Origin of the sequence: Alkalihalobacterium elongatum (assembly GCF_019024285.1) — a bacterium.
Classification (GTDB): domain Bacteria; phylum Bacillota; class Bacilli; order Bacillales; family Bacillaceae_F; genus Alkalihalobacterium; species Alkalihalobacterium elongatum.
The window spans coordinates 1-24,341 of record NZ_WMKZ01000042.1 but is presented as its reverse complement, the minus strand read 5'-3'; the positions used below and the strand labels follow the sequence as shown (position 1 = coordinate 24,341).

The 24,341-nt window shown below is 37.2% G+C and carries 21 protein-coding genes and 1 tRNA gene; 17 read left to right on the top strand and 5 right to left on the bottom strand.

What is annotated here, in order from left to right:
• Positions 1 to 798: 798 nt before the first annotated feature.
• The 8 genes from GKP30_RS22720 (at position 799) to GKP30_RS22685 (ending at position 8,659) form a co-directional block, all read left to right on the top strand.
• Complete coding sequence (locus GKP30_RS22720; RefSeq protein WP_216831757.1) at positions 799 to 1,941, top strand: trans-sulfuration enzyme family protein; 1,143 nt, start codon at positions 799 to 801, stop codon at positions 1,939 to 1,941.
• A 408-nt stretch (positions 1,942 to 2,349) separates the two neighbouring features.
• A tRNA-Met gene (locus tag GKP30_RS22715) sits at positions 2,350 to 2,426 on the top strand.
• 84 nt (positions 2,427 to 2,510) lie between these two features.
• A complete protein-coding gene (gene thiL, locus GKP30_RS22710) occupies positions 2,511 to 3,518 on the top strand; it encodes a thiamine-phosphate kinase (RefSeq protein ID WP_236035306.1) in 1,008 nt (335 codons plus the stop codon).
• Between the two features lie 14 nt (positions 3,519 to 3,532).
• Positions 3,533 to 3,988, top strand: coding sequence for a tRNA (adenosine(37)-N6)-threonylcarbamoyltransferase complex ATPase subunit type 1 TsaE (tsaE, locus tag GKP30_RS22705; protein WP_216831756.1), 456 nt, complete (start codon positions 3,533 to 3,535; stop codon positions 3,986 to 3,988).
• On the top strand, positions 3,985 to 4,692 hold the full coding sequence (gene tsaB, locus GKP30_RS22700; RefSeq protein WP_216831755.1) for a tRNA (adenosine(37)-N6)-threonylcarbamoyltransferase complex dimerization subunit type 1 TsaB: 708 nt from the start codon (positions 3,985 to 3,987) through the stop codon (positions 4,690 to 4,692). The genes tsaE and tsaB overlap by 4 nt, the downstream gene beginning before the upstream one ends.
• On the top strand, positions 4,689 to 5,147 hold the full coding sequence (gene rimI / locus GKP30_RS22695) for a ribosomal protein S18-alanine N-acetyltransferase (protein ID WP_216831754.1): 459 nt from the start codon (positions 4,689 to 4,691) through the stop codon (positions 5,145 to 5,147). Before tsaB ends, rimI begins: the two co-directional genes overlap by 4 nt.
• Positions 5,137 to 6,153: a tRNA (adenosine(37)-N6)-threonylcarbamoyltransferase complex transferase subunit TsaD gene (gene tsaD / locus GKP30_RS22690; RefSeq protein WP_216831753.1), complete on the top strand. Its 1,017-nt coding sequence runs from the start codon at positions 5,137 to 5,139 to the stop codon at positions 6,151 to 6,153. The genes rimI and tsaD overlap by 11 nt, the downstream gene beginning before the upstream one ends.
• Before the next feature lie 352 nt (positions 6,154 to 6,505).
• The gene (locus tag GKP30_RS22685) at positions 6,506 to 8,659 is read left to right on the top strand and encodes a hypothetical protein (protein WP_216831752.1); all 2,154 of its coding nucleotides are present in this window, start codon (positions 6,506 to 6,508) and stop codon (positions 8,657 to 8,659) included.
• Between the two features lie 357 nt (positions 8,660 to 9,016).
• On the opposite strand, the gene abc-f is transcribed toward GKP30_RS22685, so the two are convergent.
• Positions 9,017 to 10,924, bottom strand: a complete 1,908-nt coding sequence (gene abc-f, locus GKP30_RS22680; protein WP_216831751.1) for a ribosomal protection-like ABC-F family protein — start codon at positions 10,922 to 10,924, stop codon at positions 9,017 to 9,019.
• Positions 10,925 to 11,119: 195 nt separating this feature from the next.
• Between abc-f and GKP30_RS22675 the strand changes: the two genes are divergently transcribed.
• From GKP30_RS22675 to GKP30_RS22645, 7 genes are all read left to right on the top strand, one after another.
• Positions 11,120 to 11,755, top strand: a complete 636-nt coding sequence (locus GKP30_RS22675; protein WP_216831750.1) for a redox-sensing transcriptional repressor Rex — start codon at positions 11,120 to 11,122, stop codon at positions 11,753 to 11,755.
• 66 nt (positions 11,756 to 11,821) lie between these two features.
• Positions 11,822 to 12,004, top strand: a complete 183-nt coding sequence (locus GKP30_RS22670) for a twin-arginine translocase TatA/TatE family subunit (RefSeq protein WP_216831749.1) — start codon at positions 11,822 to 11,824, stop codon at positions 12,002 to 12,004.
• Between the two features lie 17 nt (positions 12,005 to 12,021).
• Positions 12,022 to 12,795 carry a twin-arginine translocase subunit TatC gene (tatC, locus tag GKP30_RS22665; protein WP_216831748.1) on the top strand — a complete coding sequence of 258 codons (774 nt, stop codon included), beginning with the start codon at positions 12,022 to 12,024 and terminating at the stop codon, positions 12,793 to 12,795.
• Positions 12,796 to 12,981: 186 nt separating this feature from the next.
• Positions 12,982 to 14,154, top strand: coding sequence for a pyridoxal phosphate-dependent aminotransferase (locus GKP30_RS22660; RefSeq protein ID WP_216831747.1), 1,173 nt, complete (start codon positions 12,982 to 12,984; stop codon positions 14,152 to 14,154).
• Positions 14,155 to 14,177: 23 nt separating this feature from the next.
• Positions 14,178 to 14,966, top strand: a complete 789-nt coding sequence (locus tag GKP30_RS22655; RefSeq protein WP_216831746.1) for a carbon-nitrogen family hydrolase — start codon at positions 14,178 to 14,180, stop codon at positions 14,964 to 14,966.
• A 348-nt stretch (positions 14,967 to 15,314) separates the two neighbouring features.
• Positions 15,315 to 15,845: a DoxX family protein gene (locus tag GKP30_RS22650; protein ID WP_216831745.1), complete on the top strand. Its 531-nt coding sequence runs from the start codon at positions 15,315 to 15,317 to the stop codon at positions 15,843 to 15,845.
• A 364-nt stretch (positions 15,846 to 16,209) separates the two neighbouring features.
• The gene (locus GKP30_RS22645) at positions 16,210 to 17,628 is read left to right on the top strand and encodes an MDR family MFS transporter (RefSeq protein ID WP_216831744.1); all 1,419 of its coding nucleotides are present in this window, start codon (positions 16,210 to 16,212) and stop codon (positions 17,626 to 17,628) included.
• Positions 17,629 to 17,749: 121 nt separating this feature from the next.
• Here GKP30_RS22645 and GKP30_RS22640 read toward each other — a convergent pair whose 3' ends face one another.
• The 3 genes from GKP30_RS22640 to GKP30_RS22630 form a co-directional block, all read right to left on the bottom strand.
• Positions 17,750 to 19,000, bottom strand: a complete 1,251-nt coding sequence (locus GKP30_RS22640; protein ID WP_216831743.1) for an MFS transporter — start codon at positions 18,998 to 19,000, stop codon at positions 17,750 to 17,752.
• A gap of 341 nt (positions 19,001 to 19,341) precedes the next feature.
• Positions 19,342 to 19,536 carry a YdiK family protein gene (locus GKP30_RS22635; RefSeq protein ID WP_216831742.1) on the bottom strand — a complete coding sequence of 65 codons (195 nt, stop codon included), beginning with the start codon at positions 19,534 to 19,536 and terminating at the stop codon, positions 19,342 to 19,344.
• Positions 19,533 to 20,249, bottom strand: coding sequence for a CPBP family intramembrane glutamic endopeptidase (locus GKP30_RS22630; protein ID WP_216831741.1), 717 nt, complete (start codon positions 20,247 to 20,249; stop codon positions 19,533 to 19,535). The genes GKP30_RS22635 and GKP30_RS22630 overlap by 4 nt, the downstream gene beginning before the upstream one ends.
• Positions 20,250 to 20,635: 386 nt before the next feature.
• On the opposite strand from GKP30_RS22630, the gene groES reads away from it, so the two are divergent.
• Both groES and groL read left to right on the top strand, forming a co-directional pair.
• On the top strand, positions 20,636 to 20,920 hold the full coding sequence (groES, locus tag GKP30_RS22625) for a co-chaperone GroES (protein WP_216831740.1): 285 nt from the start codon (positions 20,636 to 20,638) through the stop codon (positions 20,918 to 20,920).
• Positions 20,921 to 20,970: 50 nt separating this feature from the next.
• Positions 20,971 to 22,602, top strand: a complete 1,632-nt coding sequence (groL, locus tag GKP30_RS22620) for a chaperonin GroEL (RefSeq protein WP_216831739.1) — start codon at positions 20,971 to 20,973, stop codon at positions 22,600 to 22,602.
• A 66-nt stretch (positions 22,603 to 22,668) separates the two neighbouring features.
• Here the strand turns inward: groL and GKP30_RS22615 are convergent, their stop codons facing one another.
• A complete protein-coding gene (locus GKP30_RS22615; protein WP_216831738.1) occupies positions 22,669 to 23,898 on the bottom strand; it encodes a tyrosine-type recombinase/integrase in 1,230 nt (409 codons plus the stop codon).
• Positions 23,899 to 24,341 lie beyond the last annotated feature (443 nt).

Sequence of the window (24,341 nt, the reverse complement as noted above, 5' to 3'; positions counted from 1 at the left end):
GTTAAGCTCTTCAGCGCCGATGGTAGTTGGGGGCTTCCCCCTGTGAGAGTAGGACGTCGCTAGGCACAAAGCACAATCCAAATGGGTTGTGCTTTTTTTATGTTTTATATTACTGGTTTCGCTGATATATTTCATTTTGCGCCGATATGTCTTGGAGTTTCGCCGATATAATGAAAAGTACGCCGATATATGTAGAGATTTCGCCGATAAAACGAAAATTGCGCTGATATCTAATCCTATTCGTATGAAACCAAGTATATTTTTGGGGCAAATTATTTAAGTTTATTAGCAGGTTGTACAATTCACTGTCTAATATCAACGATTTCACCTCGTTTTGCTCTTAAAACCTTACTTTCTTATTTCCTGGTGTGATTTTATAAATTTACTCACCCCTGGATCTTTTTTTAAACACTCCATATTCTTCAAAAGTGGATCTTTGTAATTTTGTTTTTTGGAAACCAGACAAAAATAGTAATAAAGAAAAGATGATAAATACACCCATAAAAAAAACCCCCTTAACTTATAAAATGCAGGGGATAGTGGTATGGTTACATATGATAGTAATGAATAATTTGCTTTAATTTATTAGCTTAACTGGCTTCGCTTGATCAAATTAACTTGGCCTAATCCTTCACTCCAGCTGAAGAGAAATAACACGAGCAGATGGAAGCATGAATTTAACTTTGTTTGTTATCCATGACTTGTTAACATCAATTTGTGTAAAGTATTAGTTAAAACTGTTAAGATAAAATAATAGAATTTACTTAAGTTTAAGAATGTAAAAGGTGGAGAAAAAAGATGGGGCAACGATTTAATACGAGAACTGTACATTTCCAGTCAAAAGATGTGGCAAGAAATATGAGTAAAGCCCAACCGATTTATCAAACATCGGCTTTTACCTTTAAAGATCTTGATGATATGGAAAGTTTTTATCAAGGAGATAAAGAATATCTTTATTCACGGTTTGGTAATCCGAACACAGATGATCTAGGAAAAGGTGTAGCTGCGATAGAAGAAGCAGAGGATGGTGTAGCTACTTCATCTGGAATGTCAGCTATATTAGCTGGCGTTTTAGCAGTTGTTAAACCAGGTGAGCATATTGTAGCGTCTGAAGATCTATATGGGGGAACGTATCAGCTTTTAGCAGTTGAATTACTAAACCTAGGAATTGAAGTTAGTTTTGTTTCTTTTGAACAAATTGAAGAAATAAAAGAAGCTATCCAGCCGAATACAAAGTTAATATACACAGAATCTGTAACAAACCCGCTATTACGTGTAGAAAACTTAGAAATGGTTAAGGCTCTTGCTGATGAGTTTCAATTAATCACAATGATTGATAATACTTTTGCAACACCGTATCTTTTACAACCAACAAAGTTTGGTGCAGACCTTGTGATCCATAGCGCAACAAAGTATATTGGTGGCCATAGTGATGTAACAGCTGGAGTGTTAGTTGGAAAGAAAGAGTATATAGAAAAAGCTCGAGGAAAAGTTGTAAGTTTAGGCTGTAATTTAAGTCCATTTGAAGCTTGGTTAACATGTCGTGGATTAAAGACATTAAGTATCCGGATGGAGCGACAGTCTAGAAATGCTCTCGCTTTAGCAAATGCGTTAAAGACGAATGAAAGGGTATTAAAAGTTTATTACCCTTCAGAGCTTTCGTCAAAAGGAAATGGGGCAATGGTTTCTATAGAACTTAATTCTTCCGTTAATGTAGAGGAATTTTTCAAATCGTTAAGATGGATTAAAATTGCACCGACACTAGCAGGGGTTGAAACGACAGTTTCCTACCCAATTAGGACTTCACATCGTACGATACCTAATTCAACACGCGAGAAGCTAGGAATTACAAACGGTTTGGTTCGTATTTCAGTTGGAATTGAAGATGAGTTGGATATTATTGAAACGTTTGAAAAAGCAATTGAAGTTGCTGCTAAATAATTTGATGGGGGAGGCTGACAAAAGATCAGCCTCATTATCCTCCTTAATTGCAGCAATATGAAAATATATAAATAAAAGAGGTATATAAAATAAAGATAAAGGCCAAGATATAAATATGGTTTGAGGGACATCATTTCAATAAAAAAGTCAAAAATTCTTGCATAAGAAGATGAGATATGGTACATTATAATAACTGTTGGTAACGAGTATTACATCGCTCAAGTAACAGAGTCAGTAAACTACGATGAGTAACATCATCCATTTACTTTAAAACGTTGCGGGGTGGAGCAACGAGCAATGCATCGATGAAATATTATCGAGTTGTCTCGACGCATAAGCTTCGAAGGTTTGCTTGAAGAGGAAGAGATGACCTCATTGGTAACACATCATCCATTAACTTTATAACGTCGCGGGGTGGAGCAGTCTGGTAGCTCGTCGGGCTCATAACCCGAAGGTCATAGGTTCAAATCCTATCCCCGCAACCAACTTTACAATTAAAGTACGTACATAATATAAATCAAATATGATTAGAAACTCCTTAGGATGTCAGTTCCTAAGGATTTTTTTCTATGATTAAAAAAAGGGTGAACATCATGCAGGATGAGTTTTCTTTTATAAATAACATTACACCGAAGAAAGTAAAGCAACGAGAATTAATTTGTGGAATAGGCGATGATGCAGCTTTATACCACGTTGAAGATGATTATGATGAAGTTATTTGTGTAGATACTATGGTAGAGGATGTTCATTTTGCAAATGAGACAATGGCGCCATTTCATATAGGGTATAAGGCATTAGCTGTAAATATTAGTGATATTGCTGCAATGGGTGGAATTCCACTATTTTATTTAGTTTCAATTGCGATCCCAAAAGATTGGGATGACCAAGCGATCTATGAAATATATGAAGGGATGACAAGCATTGCAACTAAATATGATATGGACTTAATAGGCGGTGACACGGTTTCTACGAAGGGCAAGCTCGTGATCTCTGTAACGGTTCTTGGTAAAATTGAAAAAGGGCGTCGTTTATTAAGAAGTCAAGCAAAACCAGGTGATGTTGTTTTTGTGACAGGGAATGTAGGAACGTCTGCAGCTGGATTACATTTCTTGTTTGAAAGATCCCGTAACGGCCAATTTTCAGAAGTAGAGAAAAATTTAATTAAAACCCATCAAATGCCTCAACCACAAGTAAAGGCGGGGCGTATTTTAGCAAATTCAAATTGTCGAATTTCATTAAATGATATTAGTGATGGTGTAGCTAGCGAAGCATATGAGATTGCTGAAGCTAGTGATGTAACTATTATTATTGAGAAAAATAAAATTCCAATCATCCAACAAGTGACATCTATTCAAGAAGATCAACCTCTCCAATGGGCGTTATATGGAGGCGAAGACTTTCAACTGATCGGAACAATGGCAAAAGAAGATTGGACGATGGTTAGTAAGCGATTAGAGAAACAAGGAGTTACAGCATCTATAATAGGAAAAGTTATAGCAGGAGAAGGAAAAGTCTTTTTACAAACGGAAGAAAATTTGGTTGAATTAAAGAAGGAAGGCTACAATCATTTTAAGTAGAATAGGTGAATTTTATGGAGAAGTACACGTGGACTAGTCATTCTCCTGAAGAGACATTTGAATTTGGAGAAAGATTAGCTAAGTTTTTAGTTGCTGGAGATGTACTGACACTAGAAGGCGACTTAGGAGCTGGGAAAACTAGTTTTACAAAAGGTATCGGTAAAGGGTTGGGCGTGAAACGGGTAATCAACAGTCCCACATTTACGATCATTAAAGAGTATCGGGGCTCTTTGCCTTTATATCATATGGATGTTTATCGCCTAGAGCATAGTGAAGAGGACTTAGGTTTTGATGAATATTTTGAAGGTGAAGGTGTAACAGTCGTTGAATGGGCAAGTATGATCACCGATATGTTACCATCTGAACGTCTTGAGATTTACATATATCATAATGGCAACGAAGAACGAACATTTGAGTTACGCCCTAAAGGTGAGCGTTTCATTTCGCTGTGTAAGGAGTTATTACAATGAAAGCAATAGCAATCGATACAACAAATTTAGTGATGGGTATCGCCATTATTGACAATGAAAAAGTTGTTGGCGAAATGATTACCAATCTAAAGAAAAATCATTCCGTTCGGTTAATGCCTGCAATTTCACAATTAATGAACGAAGTGGGCATGAAGCCTAGTGACCTTGAAAGAGTTATTGTTGCTCATGGGCCTGGATCATACACAGGTGTTCGAATAGGGGTTACAACAGCTAAAACATTGGCCTGGACGTTAAATATTCCTATTGTAGGAGTATCTAGCCTTGAGGTACTAGCTCAAAATGGCCGCTTTTTTAACGGGTACATTTGTCCCTTTTTTGATGCCAGAAGAGGACAAGTATATACGGGCCTATATAAGGCAGATAAACAAGATGTTAGTATTCAGGAAAAAGATCAACTTATCTTACTTAGCGACTGGCTCGAACTCTTGAAGACTTTAGAACAAGATGTTTTGTTTTTAAGTAATGATTTATCTCTACATCAAGAAAGTATTGAAGCTGTTCTCGGAAACCGTGCATTGTTTCCACATGTTTCAATGCAAAATCCTAGACCGTCAGAATTAGCCTTGATTGGCTTAGGTAGAGAGCCACATAGTAATACCCATGAATTTGTTCCCCAATACTTACAACTCGCAGAAGCAGAAGTGAAATGGCTTGAAGCACAAAATAAAGAGGAAAGAACATGACAGAGCCTACTATTCGTTTTATGACAGTTGATGACCTAGATCAGGTTCTCATTGTCGAAAAAGATGCGTTTACTATTCCGTGGAGCCGCACTGCTTTTTATAATGAACTAACGAGTAATCAATTCGCTCATTATGTCGTTATGGAAGTAGAAGGAGAAATCATTGGTTATTGTGGTGTTTGGCTTGTTATGGATGAAGCGCATATCACGAATATTGCTATTCTTTCGCAATATAGAGGAAACAACTACGGGGAAACGTTGCTCCTATATGTAATGGAATTGGCGAAAATGTATGGGGCTTTAAAGATGACACTTGAGGTTCGAGTTTCAAATAAAGCGGCAAAAGGATTATATGAAAAATTAGGGTTTATGCCTGGCGGAATTAGGAAAAATTACTATACAGATAATTTAGAGGACGCATTAGTCATGTGGGCGGTGTTAAAGGATGAAGGATGAATTAATATTAGCAATTGAGACGAGCTGTGATGAGACATCTGCAGCTGTTATTAAAAATGGTACAGAAATACTTTCGAATGTCGTTTCGTCGCAAATTGAAAGCCACAAGCGGTTTGGAGGGGTCGTCCCAGAAATTGCGTCTCGTCATCACGTTGAAAAAATGACCTACATATTTGAAGCAGCTATGGAAGAAGCAGGTGTATCATTTTCACAGTTAGACGCAATAGCGGTTACAGAAGGTCCAGGGTTAGTCGGTGCGTTACTAATGGGAGTCAATGCTGCCAAAGCGCTAGCATTTGCACATAATTTACCTTTAATTGGCGTTCATCATATTGCAGGTCATATATATGCTAATCGCCTAGTGAAAGAAATGGAGTTTCCATTACTAGCTCTAGTCGTTTCTGGAGGCCATACAGAGCTCATATATATGGAGGAACACGGATCGTTTAAAGTAATTGGTGAAACGAGAGATGACGCTGTAGGTGAGGCCTATGATAAGGTAGCACGGACGTTAAATTTACCATATCCAGGTGGTCCTCATATTGATAGACTAGCTCATGAGGGAGAGATAACGATTGATTTGCCAAGAGCATGGTTAGACCCAGCATCGTATGAATTTAGTTTTAGTGGGTTAAAGTCGGCAGTTATCAATACACTTCATAATGCAAAACAGCGAGGGGAAACGATAGAACCAGCTAATTTGGCTGCAAGTTTTCAAGAGAGCGTAATTGATGTATTAGTAACAAAAACAAAAAGAGCAACAGAAGAGTATAAAGTAAAGCAGCTTTTATTAGCAGGAGGAGTTGCAGCAAACCGTGGATTACGTTCTAGATTAGAGACAGAATTTACTAACTCTGAAATAGAATTAATCATTCCACCATTATCACTATGTACAGATAATGCTGCAATGATTGGTGCCGCTGCAAGTATTAAGCTAAAAAATGGTCAATTTGCTAACTGGGCACTAAATGCAAACCCAGGTCTTGAACTAGATACCTGTGAATAAGTGGTTTAAATCCTTTCTTATCAGTCTATGCTGAAAGAAGGGATTTTTTGTTTAATAAACAATTTATAAGGGAGTTTTCAGGGTAAAAACCAGCAAATTTCGTCAATCATGGCGTTGAAACGTGTTTCTTTATGTGGAAAAAACTTATCCACAATAGTGTGTACAAAGTGGATAACTAAGTGAATAACTTATTCTACAGCAATATTTTTTGTTTATAAAAATTTGTGGATAAATATGTGGGTAATGGGGATAACTTTTTAAAAAACGGAAAAATCAACGTTTAGCTTGTGTATAACGTTGTGAATAGTGTGGATATGTCAGAAAATTTGTTCACAAGTCGAGGGGAGCTTATGTGAAAAAGAGTTGGATAGTAGTGGTTAGTTTGTTAATTGCCATGTTATTAACAACTAATGTTAAAGGTTATGAACAAAGAAAGTCTTTAATTCTTGTTGTCACTCCGGGTTTCTCATTTGAAGAAGTAGAATGGTTGGTTGAAAATGGTGACCAACAGTTGTGGAGAAAAGCAGCTTTTTCTGCTTTAAATGTGAGGCCTGAAGGAAGTTATTCTTATCTAAGTAACACGGTCTCTCTAAGTACAGGGATTCGCGGAGTTGGTGTGGATAATTGGAATGCCTATGAAAAAGGTGAGTTTGTCGAAGGTAATAAGGCAGAAGAGCTTCTGCTGCAATGGACGGGAACCTATCCACAGGATAGTTTACTTCACCCATATTTCCACAAGTTAATTGAAAAAAATAATTCGACAACATTCCGCGCACCTATTGGAATTTTAGGCGAAACATTGAAAAATGAAGGGGTAAATAGGTACGTATTGGGTACAAGTGATCTATCAAGTGAAGAGAGAGTTCGTTATGGTTCGCTATTTGCTGTCGATAAAACAGGCGAGGTTCAAGGTGAGTTAACGAATGTAGTCGAAGTTCATTCGAAGTCGCCAGCAGGCTTACGAATGAACCAAGAACTATTATTAGACGAAATAATACGTGTTGAAACCGAAAGTGATAGTAGATCATTTATTGTTGTAGAGTGGGGAGACTTTCATCGCTTGTTTTCTACTAAAAATATGATGACGTCTACTCATTTTGTGGTTAACTATGAACAAGCATTGGTTACTTTTGAACAGTTTCTTTACAAACTTGTGGATAATCAAAATGGTCGTAATGTCATGTTGTTAGCACCCATGATGCATACGGATGCGTATAAGGAGAAAAAGCAATTAAGTCCTTTTTTTTATTGGGACACTTCTAATCAACAACCACGGGAGCTTTATTCACAAACGACTAAGCAAAGACACATTATAAGCAATGTGGATATCGTACCGACTATTTTATCTTCATTTGATATAGAAGTACCTCCTCCTTTGCCTGGAGTTGCTTTAGACAAAGTTGAGCTCACACATGATAATCACGAGGAAGTGATTGAAAATGTAAATTGGATTTTTAAAATATATAGTACTCGTAGTGTGATATTATCGAGTTACATTACATTATTAGTACTAATGTTAATAAGTGTTGGGATCTTATTGTGGAGAAAGAAGACGAAACCTCACTGGTTAAACGCAGGGAAAATCATTTTATTAGCTGCAGTCAGTTCGCCCATTTGGTATCTTTTTTTATCAAAGGTTCTCTTGTACGTACATAGTGGTTACTATTTTTGGCTACTAACCTTATTGTCAATATTAGTAGCGTGGCTTCTATTGAAATTTACTAAATATCCGCTGGTTATCTTAGGTGTAGCTCAATTTATGGTTATTACAGTAGATTTGTGGATGGGTTCACCTTTAATGCAAAGGTCATACTTAGGTTATGATCCGATTATTGGAGCAAGGTATTACGGGATTGGAAATGAATATGCAGGAGTATATATGATTTCTGGTTTGTTGATGTTAATTCCCTTTTGGAAAGCATCGAAGAGAACGTTTTTAATTGTAACAACCATCCTGTTTGGTTTCCTTATCTATATGTTAGGGGCAAGTCACCTCGGAACCAACGCAGGAGCGACGTTATCTGCTGCGACTGCATGGGGGTTTATTGCTGTTAAGCATAGTTCTCTACTGAAAAAATGGAAGGTATGGTTACCGATATTAGTATTTGCCATTCCAAGCCTTTCATTAGCTCTGTTGTTTCTTTTGCAGATGAATGGCCACCCGACTCATATTGGCTATGCTTTTGAACGATTATTGAGCGGAGACTTTTCCTATATAATCGATGTCATTAAAAGAAAATTACAAATGAATTGGAAAATCTTTAAATTCTCTAATTGGACACAGCTGTTTGTTACATCATACATTTTAATGGGGATCATTTTATGGCGTCAAAAAAATTGGATTAAAAATGAGCGGGAAAAAGATATATTGCAATCGATGCTCGTCACATCGGTCGCATTACTATTATTAAATGATTCAGGAGTAGTGGCGGCAGCAACATCGATGTTTTTAATTGTAGCTACAAGCTATTACTGGCTTTTAGATGAAAAAGAGACTAGCGCTTAGAGTACATTCTATTTTAAAAATTACAGTTTAAGCAGCTTGGTTATAAAGTAAAAAGGCCGTCTCATTAAGTGGTCGGCGGTTGTCTTTAATAATAAGAAACCCAGATCACTTGTGAGACAGCTTATTTTTTTAGCTCTGTTAATGTTGAGTGGTGATTTTGGGCTCATTATACTTTTTCAGTTCCTGAAAGGCGAATGAAAATCCGTATTTCACACATCAGAGCTAAAATCAACGTAAATAAAGAAAAGGCTTTAACACAGCCATTTCTTTAGAGAAATTTTTCTTTGACAGCATAGGATTTTTTACTTTTCGAGGTATATCTGGCGTTACTCAACGTACTGGAGCTTTTCCCCTATTCTACTCTTGAAGTTCTTCCCATTCGGTTAGTAGCTGTTCTACTTTATCGTTATGAGTGTCAATCTGTTGTTGAAGTTGTGCAGCTTTTTCGTGATCTTCGTACACTTCAGGCTCACATAGAGCTTGCTCCCACTCGGCTACTTCATTTTCCATCTGTTCAACCGTGGCTTCGATTTCTTCTATTCGCCGTTGTCTTTGACGTTCTTTTCGTTTTGCTTCCTTATCCATGTGGAAGTTATGTTTATCTTTTTTCGTATCCTCTTGCTGCGCTTGCTCTTCTGCAGCTAATTCATGTAATTGACGAGCTTCATCTTTTTTATGCAAGTAATAATCGTAATCACCAAGGTAATTCGTGATTTGCTGTTGGGAAAGTTCAATAATACGTGTTGCCATTCGGTTTAAGAAATACCGATCATGTGAAACGAATAGGATCGTACCAGGGTAGTCGATTAATGCAGACTCTAATACTTCTTTACTATCTAAGTCAAGGTGATTCGTTGGCTCATCGAGAATTAGGAAGTTTGCCTTTTTTAACATTAACTTGGCTAAAGCAAGACGTGCTTTTTCCCCACCACTTAAATCAGAAACGATTTTTAGGACATCATCGCCGCTAAAGAGAAAATTTCCTAGAACGGTGCGAATTTCTTTTTCTTGCATGAGAGGATATTCGTCCCATAATTCATGTATGACTTGTTTGTTTGATGTTAATTTCGCTTGTTCTTGATCATAATAACCAATAGCGACATTACTTCCATAATTAATCGTTCCAGATAGTGGCTGTAAATCTTTTGTAATAATTTTGAGCAAAGTTGACTTTCCAATTCCATTTGGGCCTATTAAGGCAACACTCTCGCCACGATTGAGTTGGAATGTAATATCTTTAAACAGAGCGGTTTTATCATAACCACCAGAAAGAGCTTGTGCTTTTAAGACTTCATTTCCAGTTTGCTTTTCAATGTCAAAAGAGAAGTTAGCTGATTTTTCACTGCCTTGAGGGCGATCTAAGCGCTCCATTTTTTCTAGTGACTTTCTACGACTCTGTGCTCTTTTCGTTGTAGAAGCTCTAGCTATATTTCGACGGACGAAATCTTCCAATTTTGCAATTTCTTCTTGTTGCTTTTCGAATTGTCTTAGTTCCTGTTCGAAACGTAGGGCTTTTTCTTCAAGGTAGTTCGTATAATTACCTTTAAATTTGGTTGCTCTCGTTCTGGATAGCTCATAAACATGATCTACAACTTTATCTAGAAAATAGCGATCATGTGAGACAATTAATACAGCGCCTGGATAGTTGGTTAAGTATTGCTCTAGCCAAGCGAGTGTTTCAATGTCGAGGTGGTTTGTCGGCTCATCGAGAATGAGCAAGTCAGGTTTCGTTAATAATAACTTTCCAAGTGCTAAGCGAGTTTTTTGGCCACCACTTAGTGTGGAGATTTTTGTATTGTAATCAAAGTTGGCAAACTTCAATCCAGCTAGTACAGAGCGAATGTCAGCTTCATATTGGTAGCCACCTTCATCTTTAAAAGTAACTTGAAGTTGATCATACTCTTTAAGAATTTTTTCATAATTTTCATGGTTAGGATCAGCCATTTGCTCCTCAAGGCGTCTAAGTGTCTTTTCTTTTCTTTGAAGATCAGCAAACACTGATAACATCTCATCCCAAATAGAGAGATCTGATTCAAGACCTGTGTCCTGAGCTAAGTAACCGAGTTTAACATCTTTTGGAATGATGATTTCACCAGAGTCAAATGACATTTGACCTGCTATAATCCTAAGTAATGTTGATTTTCCAGCACCGTTTCGTCCAACAAGGGCGATTCGCTGTTTAGATTGTATTTCAAATTTTATATTAGTTAATATTGGTTCAACACCAAACGATTTGGATAAATTGACACATTGTAATAAAATCATAAAAGTTAATCCTTCCTACTTATAAGGTCACATGAGAATAATAGTTATGAAACAAGTATGATATATTAAGTGTACCTTATCGGAAGTTATTCAACAACTTCATGAACACTAGTATAAAACGATTACACGAAAGACTAAAATAGTGTACAATATGACATGTAACAACCTGATTGGTGAAGACCTTGGAGGCGATCTATGAAATTTGAACAACCTAAAATTCCGCAAGCTACGGCGAAACGATTGCCCTTATATTATCGTTATTTAGAAAACCTTAATGCTTCAGGAAAGCAGCGTGTCTCATCGTCAGAGTTAAGTGAAGCAGTTAAAGTCGACTCTGCGACCATACGTCGTGATTTTTCTTACTTTGGTGCATTAGGGAAAAAAGGGTACGGATATAATGTAAATTATTTGCTGTCGTTCTTTCGGAAAACATTAGATCAGGATGAGTTGACGAAGGTAATTCTCATAGGAGTCGGGAACCTTGGTACAGCTTTTTTAAACTATAATTTTGCAAAAAATAATAATACAAAGATTGTAATGGCATTTGACGTTGCTGAGGAAAAGGTTGGACAAGAAATGGGTGGGGTTAAGATTTATAATCTTGATCAGCTCGAAGAACAATTAGATCCAGAAGTAACGGTGGCTATTTTAACAGTACCTGCACAATCGGCTCAAAAAATTGCTGATCGACTCGTTTCAGTAGGAATTAGCGGTATTCTGAACTTTACTCCAGCAAGATTGACAGTTCCAGAAAATGTTAGGGTTCACCATATTGATTTATCCGTTGAATTACAAGCGCTTATTTATTTTTTAAAGCATTATCCTTTATAATGGGGATAAGCCTAGAAAGAATTTTAGTATGTCTATATAGAAAAAAACAGCTAGGAGGTGTGAGTTATGCCATTGGGACCAGGAAGTTTAATTATTATTGGATTAGTCGCGTTATTAATTTTTGGACCAAAGAAGTTACCAGCGTTAGGGAAAGCTGCAGGTAATACTTTACGTGAGTTCAAAAATGCCACAAAAGGCTTAGCTGATGACGACGATGATAACAACAAGAAAAATGAGAAACAAAACTAGTTAGGATGGGTATTTAAATGGAACAGAAAGACATGTCTGTGTATGACCATATAGGTGAGTTGCGTAGACGATTGATTATCGTTTTCATCTTTTTTGCTATCGCTTTGATCGGTGGCTTATTTATTGCGAAACCGATCATTACCTTTCTTCAAAGTGCACCGACTGCTCAAGACATTCCAATGAATGCCTTTAAGCCGACTGATCCGCTTCGAATATATATGACATTTGCATTTTTTAGTGCATTTCTAATGATCTTTCCAGTCATTTTATATCAGCTTTGGGCGTTTATAAGTCCTGGATTGCATGAAACTGAAAGGAAAGTAACTTTAGCCTATATTCCAATAGCATTTTTATTATTTCTAACAGGGATTTCATTTTCCTACTTCATCTTGTTTCCATTTATTATTCAATTTGTCGGTGCGTTAGCGGGACAATTAGGAATTAACGAGATGTATGGAATTAATGAATATTTTACGTTTCTCTTTCAGTTAACCATTCCGTTTGGTCTACTGTTCCAAATGCCAGTGGTAATAATGTTCTTAACGCGGTTAGGTATTGTTACACCAGACTTTCTTGGTAAGGTAAGAAAGTTTGCTTACTTTATCCTTCTAGTAATCGCGGGATTAATTACGCCACCTGAGTTAATTTCACATTTAATGGTAACCGGTCCGTTGCTCTTACTTTATGAGGTTAGTATTATTATTTCAAGGTTCTCATATCGTAAAGCACAGCGCCTCGAAGCAGAACGCCTTAAAGAAGAAGAACAAGCTGAAAATGAAAACCATGCCTAGACTGCATTCCTCGGAATGCAGTCTTTTTTACATGGTGCCAGGCACCTTTAATAAAGCAGTGCATTAAAGGTGTCTGGCACCACAATGGAGACAATTGTTTTACCATTACAACCGTTTGACAAAAATAGTTATGCGTCATACGATGGTTTTATTGTATTAAAGCGATGAAATGTAGAGGTGAACAGGATGAAACAGTTTGAAATGAACCAGACGATGACCGAATTACCAAAGCAGTATTTTGCAAGCTTAGTGGCGAAGGTTGGAGCTCTCGTAAAAGAGGGTGCGGATATTATTAACCTAGGTCAAGGCAATCCTGACCAGCCGACGCCTGCACATATCGTCTCAAGCTTAAAAGAGGCAGCAGAACTACCTCAATATCATAAATATCCACCATTTCGTGGTTATCCCTTTCTCAAAGAAGCAGTTGTTGAATATTATAAACGTGAGTATGACGTAGAGTTAGATCCTGAAAAAGAAGTGTGTATCCTTTTTGGTGGAAAGGGTGGACTCGTAGAAATTAGTCAATGCATGTTAAACAAAGGGGATGTAGCGCTTGTTCCGGATCCTGGTTATCCTGATTATTGGTCTGGTGTGGCTCTAGCTGGAGGCAGAATGGAAATGATGCCGCTGAAACAAGAAAACGCGTTCCTCCCTAATTATAATGCACTTCAAGAAGAATCCTTAAAAAAGGCTAAGCTAATGTTTCTGAATTATCCAAATAATCCTACAGGGGTAACCGCTCCGAAAGAATTTTACGACGAAACAGTAGCGTTTGCTAAGCGACATGATTTTTGTGTAGTTCATGATTTTGCGTACGGTGGTATCGGTTTTGATGGGCATAAGCCAGTAAGCTTTCTCCAATCAGAGGGAGCAAAAGACATCGGAATTGAAATCTATACATTATCGAAGACATATAATATGGCAGGGTGGCGTGTCGCTTTTGCTGTCGGTAATGCCTCAGTAATCGAAATGCTTAACCTCTATCAAGACCATATGTATGTTAGTTTGTTTGGAGCCATTCAGCAAGCTGCAGCTACTGCACTCCTTAGTTCACAAACATGTGTTGAAGAATTAGTGAAAAAGTACGAAGGACGTCGCAACGTCCTTATTGAAGGGTTACAATCAATAGGTTGGGATGTAACTTCACCGAGTGGTTCATTTTTTGCATGGCTACCATGTCCAGAAGGTATGAGTTCCGAGGAATTCGCAGACATCCTTCTATACAAGGCACATATTGCAGTTGCTCCAGGTAGAGGATTTGGTGAAAGTGGTGAAGGTTATGTTCGAGTTGGTCTCCTAGAGGATGAAGATCGCTTAAAAGAAGCAGTAGACCGGATTAGAAATCTTAAACTCTTTTAAAAATAGAAAGGGAGGGCTTACTAATGAAAGTTGCAATCTACCAAATGGATATAATCCCTGGTGTCCCTGAAGAAAACCATAAGAAGGTCAAACACTGGCTTGCACAAACAATGAGTCTTGAAAACAAACCTGATGTGGTTGTTCTCCCAGAAATGTGGACGACAGCCTATACATTGACTACATTAGATCTAGTATCAGAGGATGAGAGAAGACAAACGAGTTCCTTCTTAAGTGAGCTTGCGAAACAATACGGTGTAAATATTGTTGGGGGCTCTATAGCAACAAAAGAAAGCGATGGAATTTACAATCGAGCACTCATCTTCAATCGAAGTGGGGAACGAGTTCATCAGTACGATAAAATTCATCTTGTCCCAATGTTAAGTGAACATCTATACTTAGCTGGAGGTAGAGAGAAAGTTCAAACCTTTGAGCTCGATGGGGTTAAAGTAGGTGTTATCATTTGTTATGACCTACGCTTCCCAGAGCTTGCAAGATCTTTAGCATTAGCAGGGGCCGAAGTGTTATTCATTGTCGCAGAATGGCCCGAGGCCCGCCAAGCTCATTGGACTGCGCTTCAGCAAGCAAGAGCCATTGAAAATCAAATGTACGTTGTGTCAGCTAATAGGGTCAGTACGTATGATGGCGTTGAATTTTGTGGACGTTCATTAGTTATTAATCCCTGGGGAGAAACGATTGCTCAAGGAACCCAAGAAAATGAAGAAACGATTACAGCCGATCTTCAGTTAAAGAATGTGCAAGAGGTCCGTCATAATGTTCCCGTATTTAAAAGTAGGGTGCCAGACTTATATTAAGCTTTCCTAGCTAACAAAAAAGAGGGAGTCCCATGATCAAAGGGATTCCCTCTTTTTTATAAAAGGTGCCTGGCACCGTTATTTCAAGGATATAACGTCTTCTTTATTGCTGGTCTGCGAATGACTTTATTTGCTATGTATCAAGGCGAATTTTCCCCACTGGTAGGCTATTAAGCGAGTAGGAGCTTTTGTATGAACAAATTGTGAAATGGTGAGCAAACTCATGGACAAGAAGTGATTTGTGCTTTAATATATAAATTGTGAAACAGTTCACAAACTAAATTTCCAACTTGTCGCGACTATGTGAAACATTACTAAAAACAACACTTCCAAGAGGAGGAACTTAATATGTTTGGTCAATTCTTACGAAATCATTCTATTTCAGCAGGTGTACTTTTATTCTTACGTATATATCTAGGTTGGACTTGGTTAACTTTAGGTTGGGGAAAAATTACAGGAAACTTTAATGCGGGTGGATATTTACAAGGTTCAGTAGCTAACCCTGTATTGCAAGGGGAGGCAATGGTTTATCCGAATTACGTAGCATTTTTAGAAAAGTTTGCAATACCGAATGCCGATGTATTCAGCTCTATGGTAGCGTGGGGAGAGTTCCTTGTCGGCTTAGGACTTATTCTTGGTGTATTTACTAGCGCAGCTGCATTCTTTGGAGTAATGATGAACTTTGCGTTTATGTTTGCAGGAACTGTTTCTACTAACCCATGGATGTTACTGATTTCAATGTTTATTTTAGCAGCTGGTGCAAATGCTGGTCGTTACGGTGGAGACCGTTGGGTATTACCTTATTTACGCCAAATGTTCATGAAAAAATCAAGTGGTCCGAGCTTGGATCATCCAAAGAAAGTAATTAAAGTTGCATAACGACTATCAATCTTGACTATCGCTTTACCCCTCAAAAATATAAACCTTGAAGCTACTTACATTAGTTTGGACTAATGACCTCATACTGCTATTAATAGAGCAGTGAGATGTAAAGTCTAGAACATTTAATGAGGTAGCTTTTTTTTATTTTCTATACACTATGTTAAAGCAAATAGGTGAAATTTATGGATTTTGGCTCCTCGTTTCAAAGGTTAATACGACTCGTACAATCTTTTAGAAAAGAACCTTGCAAAAGACTAGTAAGGTGAACCCCTAACAACTGGAAATCAAAATAGTACCCGAGATGCCTATATCCATGTTATAGTTATAGTAAATTATTTCGAAAGACGAAATGGTGGTTTGTATGAGTAAAATATCTGAAAAATGGATGGTCGTAATAGCTGTTCTAATTGGGACCTTCACGCTAATTTTAAATAATAGTATGCTCAATCCAGCCGTACCGCAGCTTATGAACGTCTTTCAATCAGATGCGGTTTCGACAGGGTGGGTCATTACTATTTTTATGGTAACGATGGGGATGACAATGCCCGTTACTGGTTTTTTAGGCGATAAATGGGGGAAAAAGCGGTTATATATCATTGGGCTAAGTATATTTGTTTTAGGTTCAATTTTAGGTACTTTTTCATGGAATTTATCATCTCTGATCTTTTTTAGAGGACTTCAAGGTGTCGGTGGAGGTATCATGATGCCTTTATCAATGGCGCTTATTTTTGCAAACTTCCCTCGGAAAGAAAGAGGGCTTGCGACAGGAGTCTATGGAGTAGCGGCGATGATGGCACCGACAATTGGGCCAACGATCGGCGGTGTTATTATCGAAACAGGGAGCTGGCATTATTTATTTTTGTGTAATGTACCAGTGGGGCTATTAGGTATTTGGTTTGCCTCAAAATATTTAAAAGAAACAGAGCTAAATAAGGCAATTACATTCGATCGATGGGGGTTTATTACAGTTACTCTAGGGGTAGGATTAATTCTCCTAGCTTTAGGACGAACGAGCAGCCTCGAACATTTGATGTACATTTCAAATATTTCTCTTATAATTGTAGGTTTCATTAGTTTAATTTTATTTGTAATGATTGAGAGAAAACAAGAATTTCCTCTTCTTGATCTATCAATATTTAAAATTACAACATATTCTTTAAGTGTTTGGATCTCAGGGATTACATCGATCGGGTTGTTTGGAGGAATTTTTCTTATTCCGCTTCTCTTACAAAATGTGTATGGATACAACGCGATTACGACTGGCTTAGTATTTTTACCTGCTGCACTATTAACGGGTATCTTTATGACTGTAGGAGGACGGATTCTCGATAAAAAAGGTGCGACAGGTGTCGTAACAGTAGGGTTAATTATATCTGCTGTTAGTACATTTCTTTTAGGTATTATGACGATGGAAACGTCGCTCGCTTTTATTATTATCATTATGGCCATTAGAGGAATTGGTTTTGGACTATGTAGTATGCCAGCAACGACAGCAGGTATGAATGCTATTCCTGAACAAATCGTTTCTCGAGGTTCAGCGATGAATAATGTATTGCGACAAATGAGTTCAGCATTAGGAATTGTTTTTATCTCTATATACTATGAAGTTAGAAAAGCCCAACTCTTTAGTGTAGAAGGTTCAATTGAAACGGCAAATTTACAGGCCATTAATGAGGGGTTTGTCATTCTAGCTGTGCTTACAGCTATTACAGTACCAGTTGGTTACCTACTCGGAAAAACTGCCAAAGAAGTACCTGCTCAAGAAAAAAGTGCATCTTAGTTAGGTAGGCGCAAAACACTTCCTTAGTTAGAAGTGCTCCCCAATTTTAGATTGTATCTAACATTGGGGGGCATTTTTAGTTGGGGAGTGTTTTTTTGCTTTCTGAAGGTTTGTGGCTATATTACATGCTCTTTGTAGAGTTATTTACATGGTTGCTATGGTCATTACCAGCTCTTAAAAATAAAAATGCAATAATCATTGTGACAGCAGCAGTGAAGAACAAACTATTCTTCCCAAAGAGATCCATCACTGAACCAAGCATAAATGGAGCAATGATAGCAGATGACATAGAAAATAAGTAATACAGTCCCGTATAAAGTCCTATCTGTGATTTACCACCTAGGTCACTAACTAAAGCATAGGCTTGAACATTAATACACGCCCAGGCCATACCTGCCAAGAAAAGAACGAGACGTACCAACAGTAATCCTTCTAACAAGGGAATTACTGCAAACAAAATAGGTAATAAGATGAGACCAATTAACATTAATGGCTTTTTACCAAATCGCGTCCCTAATAACCCAGCAGGAATTGCAAATAAAACAAAAGATAAACTAAAAAATCCAAGTGTGACACCAGCTTCGCCGCCTGTTAATCCTAGTTGTTCAGTTGCCCATATCGAAAAAAGTGCTTCCACACCTGTATAGCCGATAAAATATAAGAAGATAGCATAAAAGATAAAGAGTTTTCCACGGTTTTCTTTCAAAAATAACCTTTTTATTCCATTTTTAAGAGATTTGAGAGCTTGAGTTTCTTCTTGATTACCTGATGTATGTTCAGTAAAAGGGGGATTACGGTCTATAACTAAATACAATAAGATGAAAGCAATTAATAAAATGAAGCCTCCAATAACAAAAGGATAGATTCGTTCTAAGTCAAATAAGGGTGCGAGTACAAATAGAGCAATTATTGCTCCTACACCACCCATAAAATTAATCACACCATTTGCAGTAGATCGATTAGACGGTGGAGTATGGTCAGGCATAAGTGAAATTACGGGAGCTCTGTATATGGTCATTGCTAATAGAAATACAATATCAATCGCTAAAAGGACGATAAGCCCAATCCCAGAAACAAAAGGTAATAATACAAATGTAAGTGCGGCCAAGGGCATTCCGATTGCTATAAAGGGAAGTCTTTGACCAAGGGGTGATTTAACCCGGTCCGACCAAGCACCAATAATAGGAATTAATAGAACAGCGAGTAAATTATCAATCCCCATAATAGCTCCTCGTATTGCACTACTTTCAATGTAGTCACCAAGGATAAGCGGCATAAAGGTATTGTAGATTGTCCAAACTAGCGTCAATGCAAGAAAGCCGGTGCCAATTACAGCGATTTTTCCGTATGAAAATGAATGTTTTCTTCCCATAGTTAGCTCCTAGAGTTGAATAGTTTGAAATTCTCTTTACTATATATATTAATGCCTCTCTGAACTTTATCCTTAAGATTTACATTTTTCTTACATTAGTTTTACAAAGTTAGTATTAGGCCTTCACGCTTTGCATGTCCCAAACTTAACCTTTATCAACAATTTCCTTAAAGGGATAAAAAAATAAACGCTGTTTTCGTAAGCTTTTTTAAAAAGCCAAAACAAAAGAGGCTATTTCATAGAAGTGACGCCTCAAATGAGGAGCATACTTCTAGGAATAGCCTCTTAGCTAGTCGAACATAGCACTTAATTAAACGTTTATTTAAGTAGTGTGTTCTGTGTTATTTTGCTTTTTTAATGTATTTTCGCATCTGGAAAAAGCGGTATGCCATCATAAAATCTACAGCTGCTAAACCGATGAATAAGTAAGTCCAAAAATTCCAACCTGCAACTTGTACATTTTGAATAGCTAAATAGGTGAACATGACACCTATTAAGGCGTAAACGACCGCCATAAACGTAGGAGACGTCCTCATACTAAAAATCCTCCAATAAATGATTGTATTTGCTCTAATTGTTGTCGTAATTCATCAAGGTGCTCTCCATATATAACGTGAACCAACACGGCTAATGTATTCATGGCTACGTGTGCAATGATAGGGACAAGGATCCGTTTTGTTTTTACATATAAATAAGCAAAAACAAACGCTAGAGCAGTATAAACTAATAAGTAATCTAAATCTGCATGTACGACAGCAAAGATTAACGAACTAATTAATGCAGCAATAATAAAGTTGAATTTTTTATAGAGTGAACCAAAAATAACTTTTCTAAAAATAATTTCTTCAAGAATGGGACCAATTACAGCCATCACAATAATAAAAAGTGGAAAAACTCGAGCATATTCGGATATTCGCTCGGTATTTTCTGATCCAGGCTCAACACCTAATAAGAATACAGATATGTATATTGAGATGTATTGTGCTACAAAGGCAAGAATAACACCGAGAATAGACCACATGGCAGCATCCATTTTTGACGAACGATCACGGGCTTCATGGCGATTTTTAATGTCAGGTAAAAGCAAAATAATAATGATGAGTAATGCAGCAGAAAAGCTTACAGTACTCCAAATGCCTGGGATTCTTTCTGTTGGAACGTCGTATAACTTAAGTAAAGGAACCCCGATAAAAGCAGAGAAGTGCATGGCGATATATGTTATTAATACCCACCAATAACGTTTAGACACAATATAAATCCCCTTTGTAATAGTTATGATGTGTTAAAGCTAGACAATGTATTTTACATTCTAACATATTTATTTAAAAAACTAGAAGGAATGAAGCTTACCGATCAAGAAGAAAGTCTAGCTCAACAATTCGCAAATAAACTTTTATAATTTGTTTACAAAAGAACCGAAATGGGCATTCTATAGAAGGTTTTTTGTCCCTAATACAAGTTGTATTATTAATTTTAGAAAAAAATTCTTATAAAATACTTGCAAAAAAAAATGTGAGTGATTATTATAATAATTGAAATTAGCACTCAACCACATCGAGTGCTAACAAAACTCCTCGCACAAAACTTTTACATAATTCAGAGGAGAAAAACAATATTTTAAGGAGGTTGTTTTCCTTGTTAAAGCCATTAGGTGATCGTGTTGTAATTGAGTTAGTTGAGACTGAAGAAAAAACTGCAAGTGGTATCGTACTTCCAGATTCTGCGAAGGAAAAACCACAAGAAGGAAAAATCGTAGCAGTTGGTACAGGTCGCGTACTTGAAAATGGTGAGCGTGTTGCTCTTGAAGTGAAGGAAGGCGACACAGTAATCTTCTCTAAATACGCAGGGACTGAAGTTAAATTCGAAAGTAAAGAATACTTAGTTTTACGTGAAAGCGATATTTTAGCTGTAATCGGTTAATAGACAGCCAAACGATAACATATTGATTATAATTTTAGGAGGTTGAAACGATGGCAAAAGATATTAAATTCAGTGAAGACGCTCGTCGCTCAATGTTACGTGGTGTAGATGCATTAGCGAATGCTGTAAAAGTAACTCTTGGACCAAAAGGACGTAACGTGGTTCTTGAAAAGAAATTTGGTTCACCATTAATTACAAATGATGGTGTAACAATCGCTAAGGAAATCGAACTTGAAGATCCATTTGAAAACATGGGTGCAAAGTTAGTTGCTGAAGTAGCTAGCAAAACAAATGATATTGCTGGTGACGGTACGACAACTGCAACTGTTCTTGCTCAAGCAATGATCCGTGAAGGGTTAAAGAACGTAACATCTGGTGCAAACCCGATGGTAATCCGTAAAGGGATTGAGAAAGCTACTCAAGTTGCTGTTCAAGAATTACAAAACATCTCTAAGCCGATCGAAGGTAAAGAGTCTATCGCTCAAGTAGCTGCTATCTCTTCAGCTGACGATGAAGTAGGTAAAATCATTGCTGAAGCAATGGAGCGTGTTGGTAACGACGGTGTTATCACTATCGAAGAGTCAAAAGGATTTACAACTGAGCTTGAAGTTGTAGAAGGTATGCAATTCGATCGTGGATACGCTTCTCCATACATGGTAACAGATTCAGACAAAATGGAAGCTGTATTAGATAACCCTTATGTTCTTATCACAGATAAGAAAATTGCAAGCATCCAAGAAGTACTTCCTGTACTTGAGCAAGTAGTTCAACAAGGTCGTCCGATCTTAATTATTGCTGAAGATGTTGAAGGTGAAGCTTTAGCAACATTAGTTGTTAACAAACTTCGTGGTACATTCAACGCAGTAGCTGTAAAAGCTCCTGGCTTTGGTGACCGTCGTAAAGCAATGTTAGAAGATATCGCGATCTTAACAGGTGGAGAAGTTATTACAGAGGACTTAGGATTAGATCTTAAATCTGCTGATATTACTCAACTTGGTCGCGCTGCGAAAGTAGTTGTAACGAAAGAAACAACTACAATCGTTGAAGGTGCTGGCGAGTCAGATAAGATCTCTGCTCGTGTAAACCAAATCAAAGCACAAGTAGAAGAAACAACTTCTGATTTCGATAGAGAAAAATTACAAGAGCGCTTAGCTAAATTAGCTGGTGGTGTAGCGGTTCTTAAAGTTGGTGCTGCTACTGAAACAGAAATGAAAGAGCGCAAACTTCGTATCGAAGATGCTCTTAACTCAACTCGTGCTGCAGTTGAAGAAGGTATCGTAGCTGGTGGTGGTACTGCATTAATGAACGTTTACAAAGCAGTAGCTGCTCTTCAAGCTGATGGCGATGAGCAAACAGGTGTAAACATTGTTCTACGTGCTCTAGAAGAGCCAGTTCGCCAAATCGCACACAATGCAGGCCTTGAAGGATCTGTTGTTGTTGAGCGCTTAAAAGGCGAAGGTGTTGGCGTTGGATTTAACGCTGCAACTGGCGAGTGGGTAAACATGGTTGAAGCTGGTATCGTTGACCCTGCAAAAGTTACACGTTCTGCTCTTCAAAACGCAGCATCAGTTTCTGCAATGTTCTTAACAACTGAAGCTGTAATCGCTGACCAACCAGACGAAAATGGCGGCGGCGGCATGCCAGACATGGCTGGCATGGGCGGAATGGGCGGCATGATGTAATAAGCGCCCAAACCCTTAGTGGCTCTAGTGCTCACGCAACAGAGCCACTTGAAATTTAACATTTGTTTAACGGAGGCCCTGCATAAGTTCACCAAACTTATTGGCGGCCTCTTTTTTCTTATGTTTCGTAACGTGTAGATAGATGTTCCGTGTTGTATCATCTTTTATATGACCTAAACGATCCATAATGTCTACTAATTCAATCCCGATTTCTGCCAGTAGAGATGTATGAGTGTGACGAAGGCTGTGGGGAGAAAGTTTATGATTTAGATCAGTCATTTTTAAAAGACGTTCCATTCTGTTTTCAACTTTTTTTGGATATGTGGGATAACCAGAATATTTCTTGCTTTCTTCTGCAAATACATAACCTTTGTCATAATAACTATCTTCATAACGTAGTTTAACTTTATTTTGATGTACTTTGTGTTTTCTTAACACGTCTATAGTATATTCATCCACTACAATAGTACGTTTTGCTTTCTTTGTTTTAGGTGGTCCTAATTTATATCTTTTGATATTGTTTGTATCATTCTTGTAGGTTTTATTTATACTTATAGTACATTTATTAAAATCAATATCTTTCCACTTTAAAGCACATAGTTCTCCTATACGAATACCAGTATAACCGAGAGTTACAAAAGCTGGGTGGTCTAATTCCAAACCTTTATTTTCTGCAGTTCTTAAGAAAAAAGCAAGCTCTTCTTTCTCAAGATATTTGTCCATTTCTTCTTCTTCTTCTAATTCTTCTACCGACTTTTGAACCACAGGTACGTAGGAATCCTCGGTTGGATCTTTTTTTATAAGTCCCTTTTTTACCGCCTTTTTAAATATCATCCTGCCCGTAACATGAATACTTTTCAAAGTGTTTTCAGCATAACCACGCTCTATTAGATCATGTAGTGAGTCCTGAAATTGATTTTCAGTAATATTTTTTAACTTAACTTTTGAAAAATAATCTAAAAGGCGATTTATATCCTTATCCCTTATTCTTACAGTTCCAGGCTGTACTTTTCCGGTAGCTTCATATTCGGAAAGCCATTGTTTGGAGTAATCCTCAAAGGTAATATCTGTTTCTTCAGTATAAGTACCTTGATTAATTTCACTTAAAAATTCTACTAATGCATCTTCCGCATCCTTCTTTGTTTTGAATGTAAACTTTCCTCTTTGTCTACGTTTTCCTGTCTTTGGATCATTACCGATGTCGACTAGGAAGCCCCAGTTTCCTTTACATCTGCATTTTTTGTTTTTCTTGTCTTTGGGGCATTTACATTTAGGTTTATAAACTTTGCCCTTCAATTACTTGCCTCCCGTTCATATTTTTTGTCTACTTTTATCCCATCTAATTTTATTGTAGATCACTCTAAATTAGTGCTCAATTTTTTGGAGATACAGATTTAAAATATTAGCTTGTGATAGAAGAAATGCCCTTCATATCTGACTTTTTCTTGTGACACCACATATTATATTTGTTAGGTGTTGAAACGGCTATTGTAGGCGATAATTTTAAATGTTTTTAATTAATGGTAGTAGTTATTTTCTTTTATTAATAAGAAAAAGGAATTTTATTAAAATTCATAAACAGAAAGTCTATCATTAATATCGGTAAGTCACCGAAGTGATGGGTGGCGATTGGAGATTATGAAGAGGTACAGAAAAATGCTGTGCTGTAACCTATTCAGTGAAGAGGTTATAAGGTGATAGGAGATACAAAATTCAAAATATAAATGCTAATAACTTTT

What these genes read in the sequence shown, in the direction of transcription:
- GKP30_RS22650 (WP_216831745.1), top strand. Translation starts at nt 15,315, where the DNA reads ATGTTTGGTCAATTCTTACGAAATCATTCTATTTCAGCAGGTGTACTT.
- tsaB (WP_216831755.1), top strand. Translation starts at nt 3,985, where the DNA reads ATGAAAGCAATAGCAATCGATACAACAAATTTAGTGATGGGTATCGCC.
- groL (WP_216831739.1), top strand. Translation starts at nt 20,971, where the DNA reads ATGGCAAAAGATATTAAATTCAGTGAAGACGCTCGTCGCTCAATGTTA.
- rimI (WP_216831754.1), top strand. Translation starts at nt 4,689, where the DNA reads ATGACAGAGCCTACTATTCGTTTTATGACAGTTGATGACCTAGATCAG.
- GKP30_RS22655 (WP_216831746.1), top strand. Translation starts at nt 14,178, where the DNA reads ATGAAAGTTGCAATCTACCAAATGGATATAATCCCTGGTGTCCCTGAA.
- GKP30_RS22675 (WP_216831750.1), top strand. Translation starts at nt 11,120, where the DNA reads ATGAAATTTGAACAACCTAAAATTCCGCAAGCTACGGCGAAACGATTG.
- tsaE (WP_216831756.1), top strand. Translation starts at nt 3,533, where the DNA reads ATGGAGAAGTACACGTGGACTAGTCATTCTCCTGAAGAGACATTTGAA.
- thiL (WP_236035306.1), top strand. Translation starts at nt 2,511, where the DNA reads ATGATTAAAAAAAGGGTGAACATCATGCAGGATGAGTTTTCTTTTATA.
- GKP30_RS22635 (WP_216831742.1), bottom strand. Translation starts at nt 19,536, where the DNA reads ATGAGGACGTCTCCTACGTTTATGGCGGTCGTTTACGCCTTAATAGGT.
- GKP30_RS22640 (WP_216831743.1), bottom strand. Translation starts at nt 19,000, where the DNA reads ATGGGAAGAAAACATTCATTTTCATACGGAAAAATCGCTGTAATTGGC.
- GKP30_RS22660 (WP_216831747.1), top strand. Translation starts at nt 12,982, where the DNA reads ATGAAACAGTTTGAAATGAACCAGACGATGACCGAATTACCAAAGCAG.
- tsaD (WP_216831753.1), top strand. Translation starts at nt 5,137, where the DNA reads ATGAAGGATGAATTAATATTAGCAATTGAGACGAGCTGTGATGAGACA.
- GKP30_RS22670 (WP_216831749.1), top strand. Translation starts at nt 11,822, where the DNA reads ATGCCATTGGGACCAGGAAGTTTAATTATTATTGGATTAGTCGCGTTA.
- GKP30_RS22645 (WP_216831744.1), top strand. Translation starts at nt 16,210, where the DNA reads ATGAGTAAAATATCTGAAAAATGGATGGTCGTAATAGCTGTTCTAATT.
- tatC (WP_216831748.1), top strand. Translation starts at nt 12,022, where the DNA reads ATGGAACAGAAAGACATGTCTGTGTATGACCATATAGGTGAGTTGCGT.
- abc-f (WP_216831751.1), bottom strand. Translation starts at nt 10,924, where the DNA reads ATGATTTTATTACAATGTGTCAATTTATCCAAATCGTTTGGTGTTGAA.
- GKP30_RS22720 (WP_216831757.1), top strand. Translation starts at nt 799, where the DNA reads ATGGGGCAACGATTTAATACGAGAACTGTACATTTCCAGTCAAAAGAT.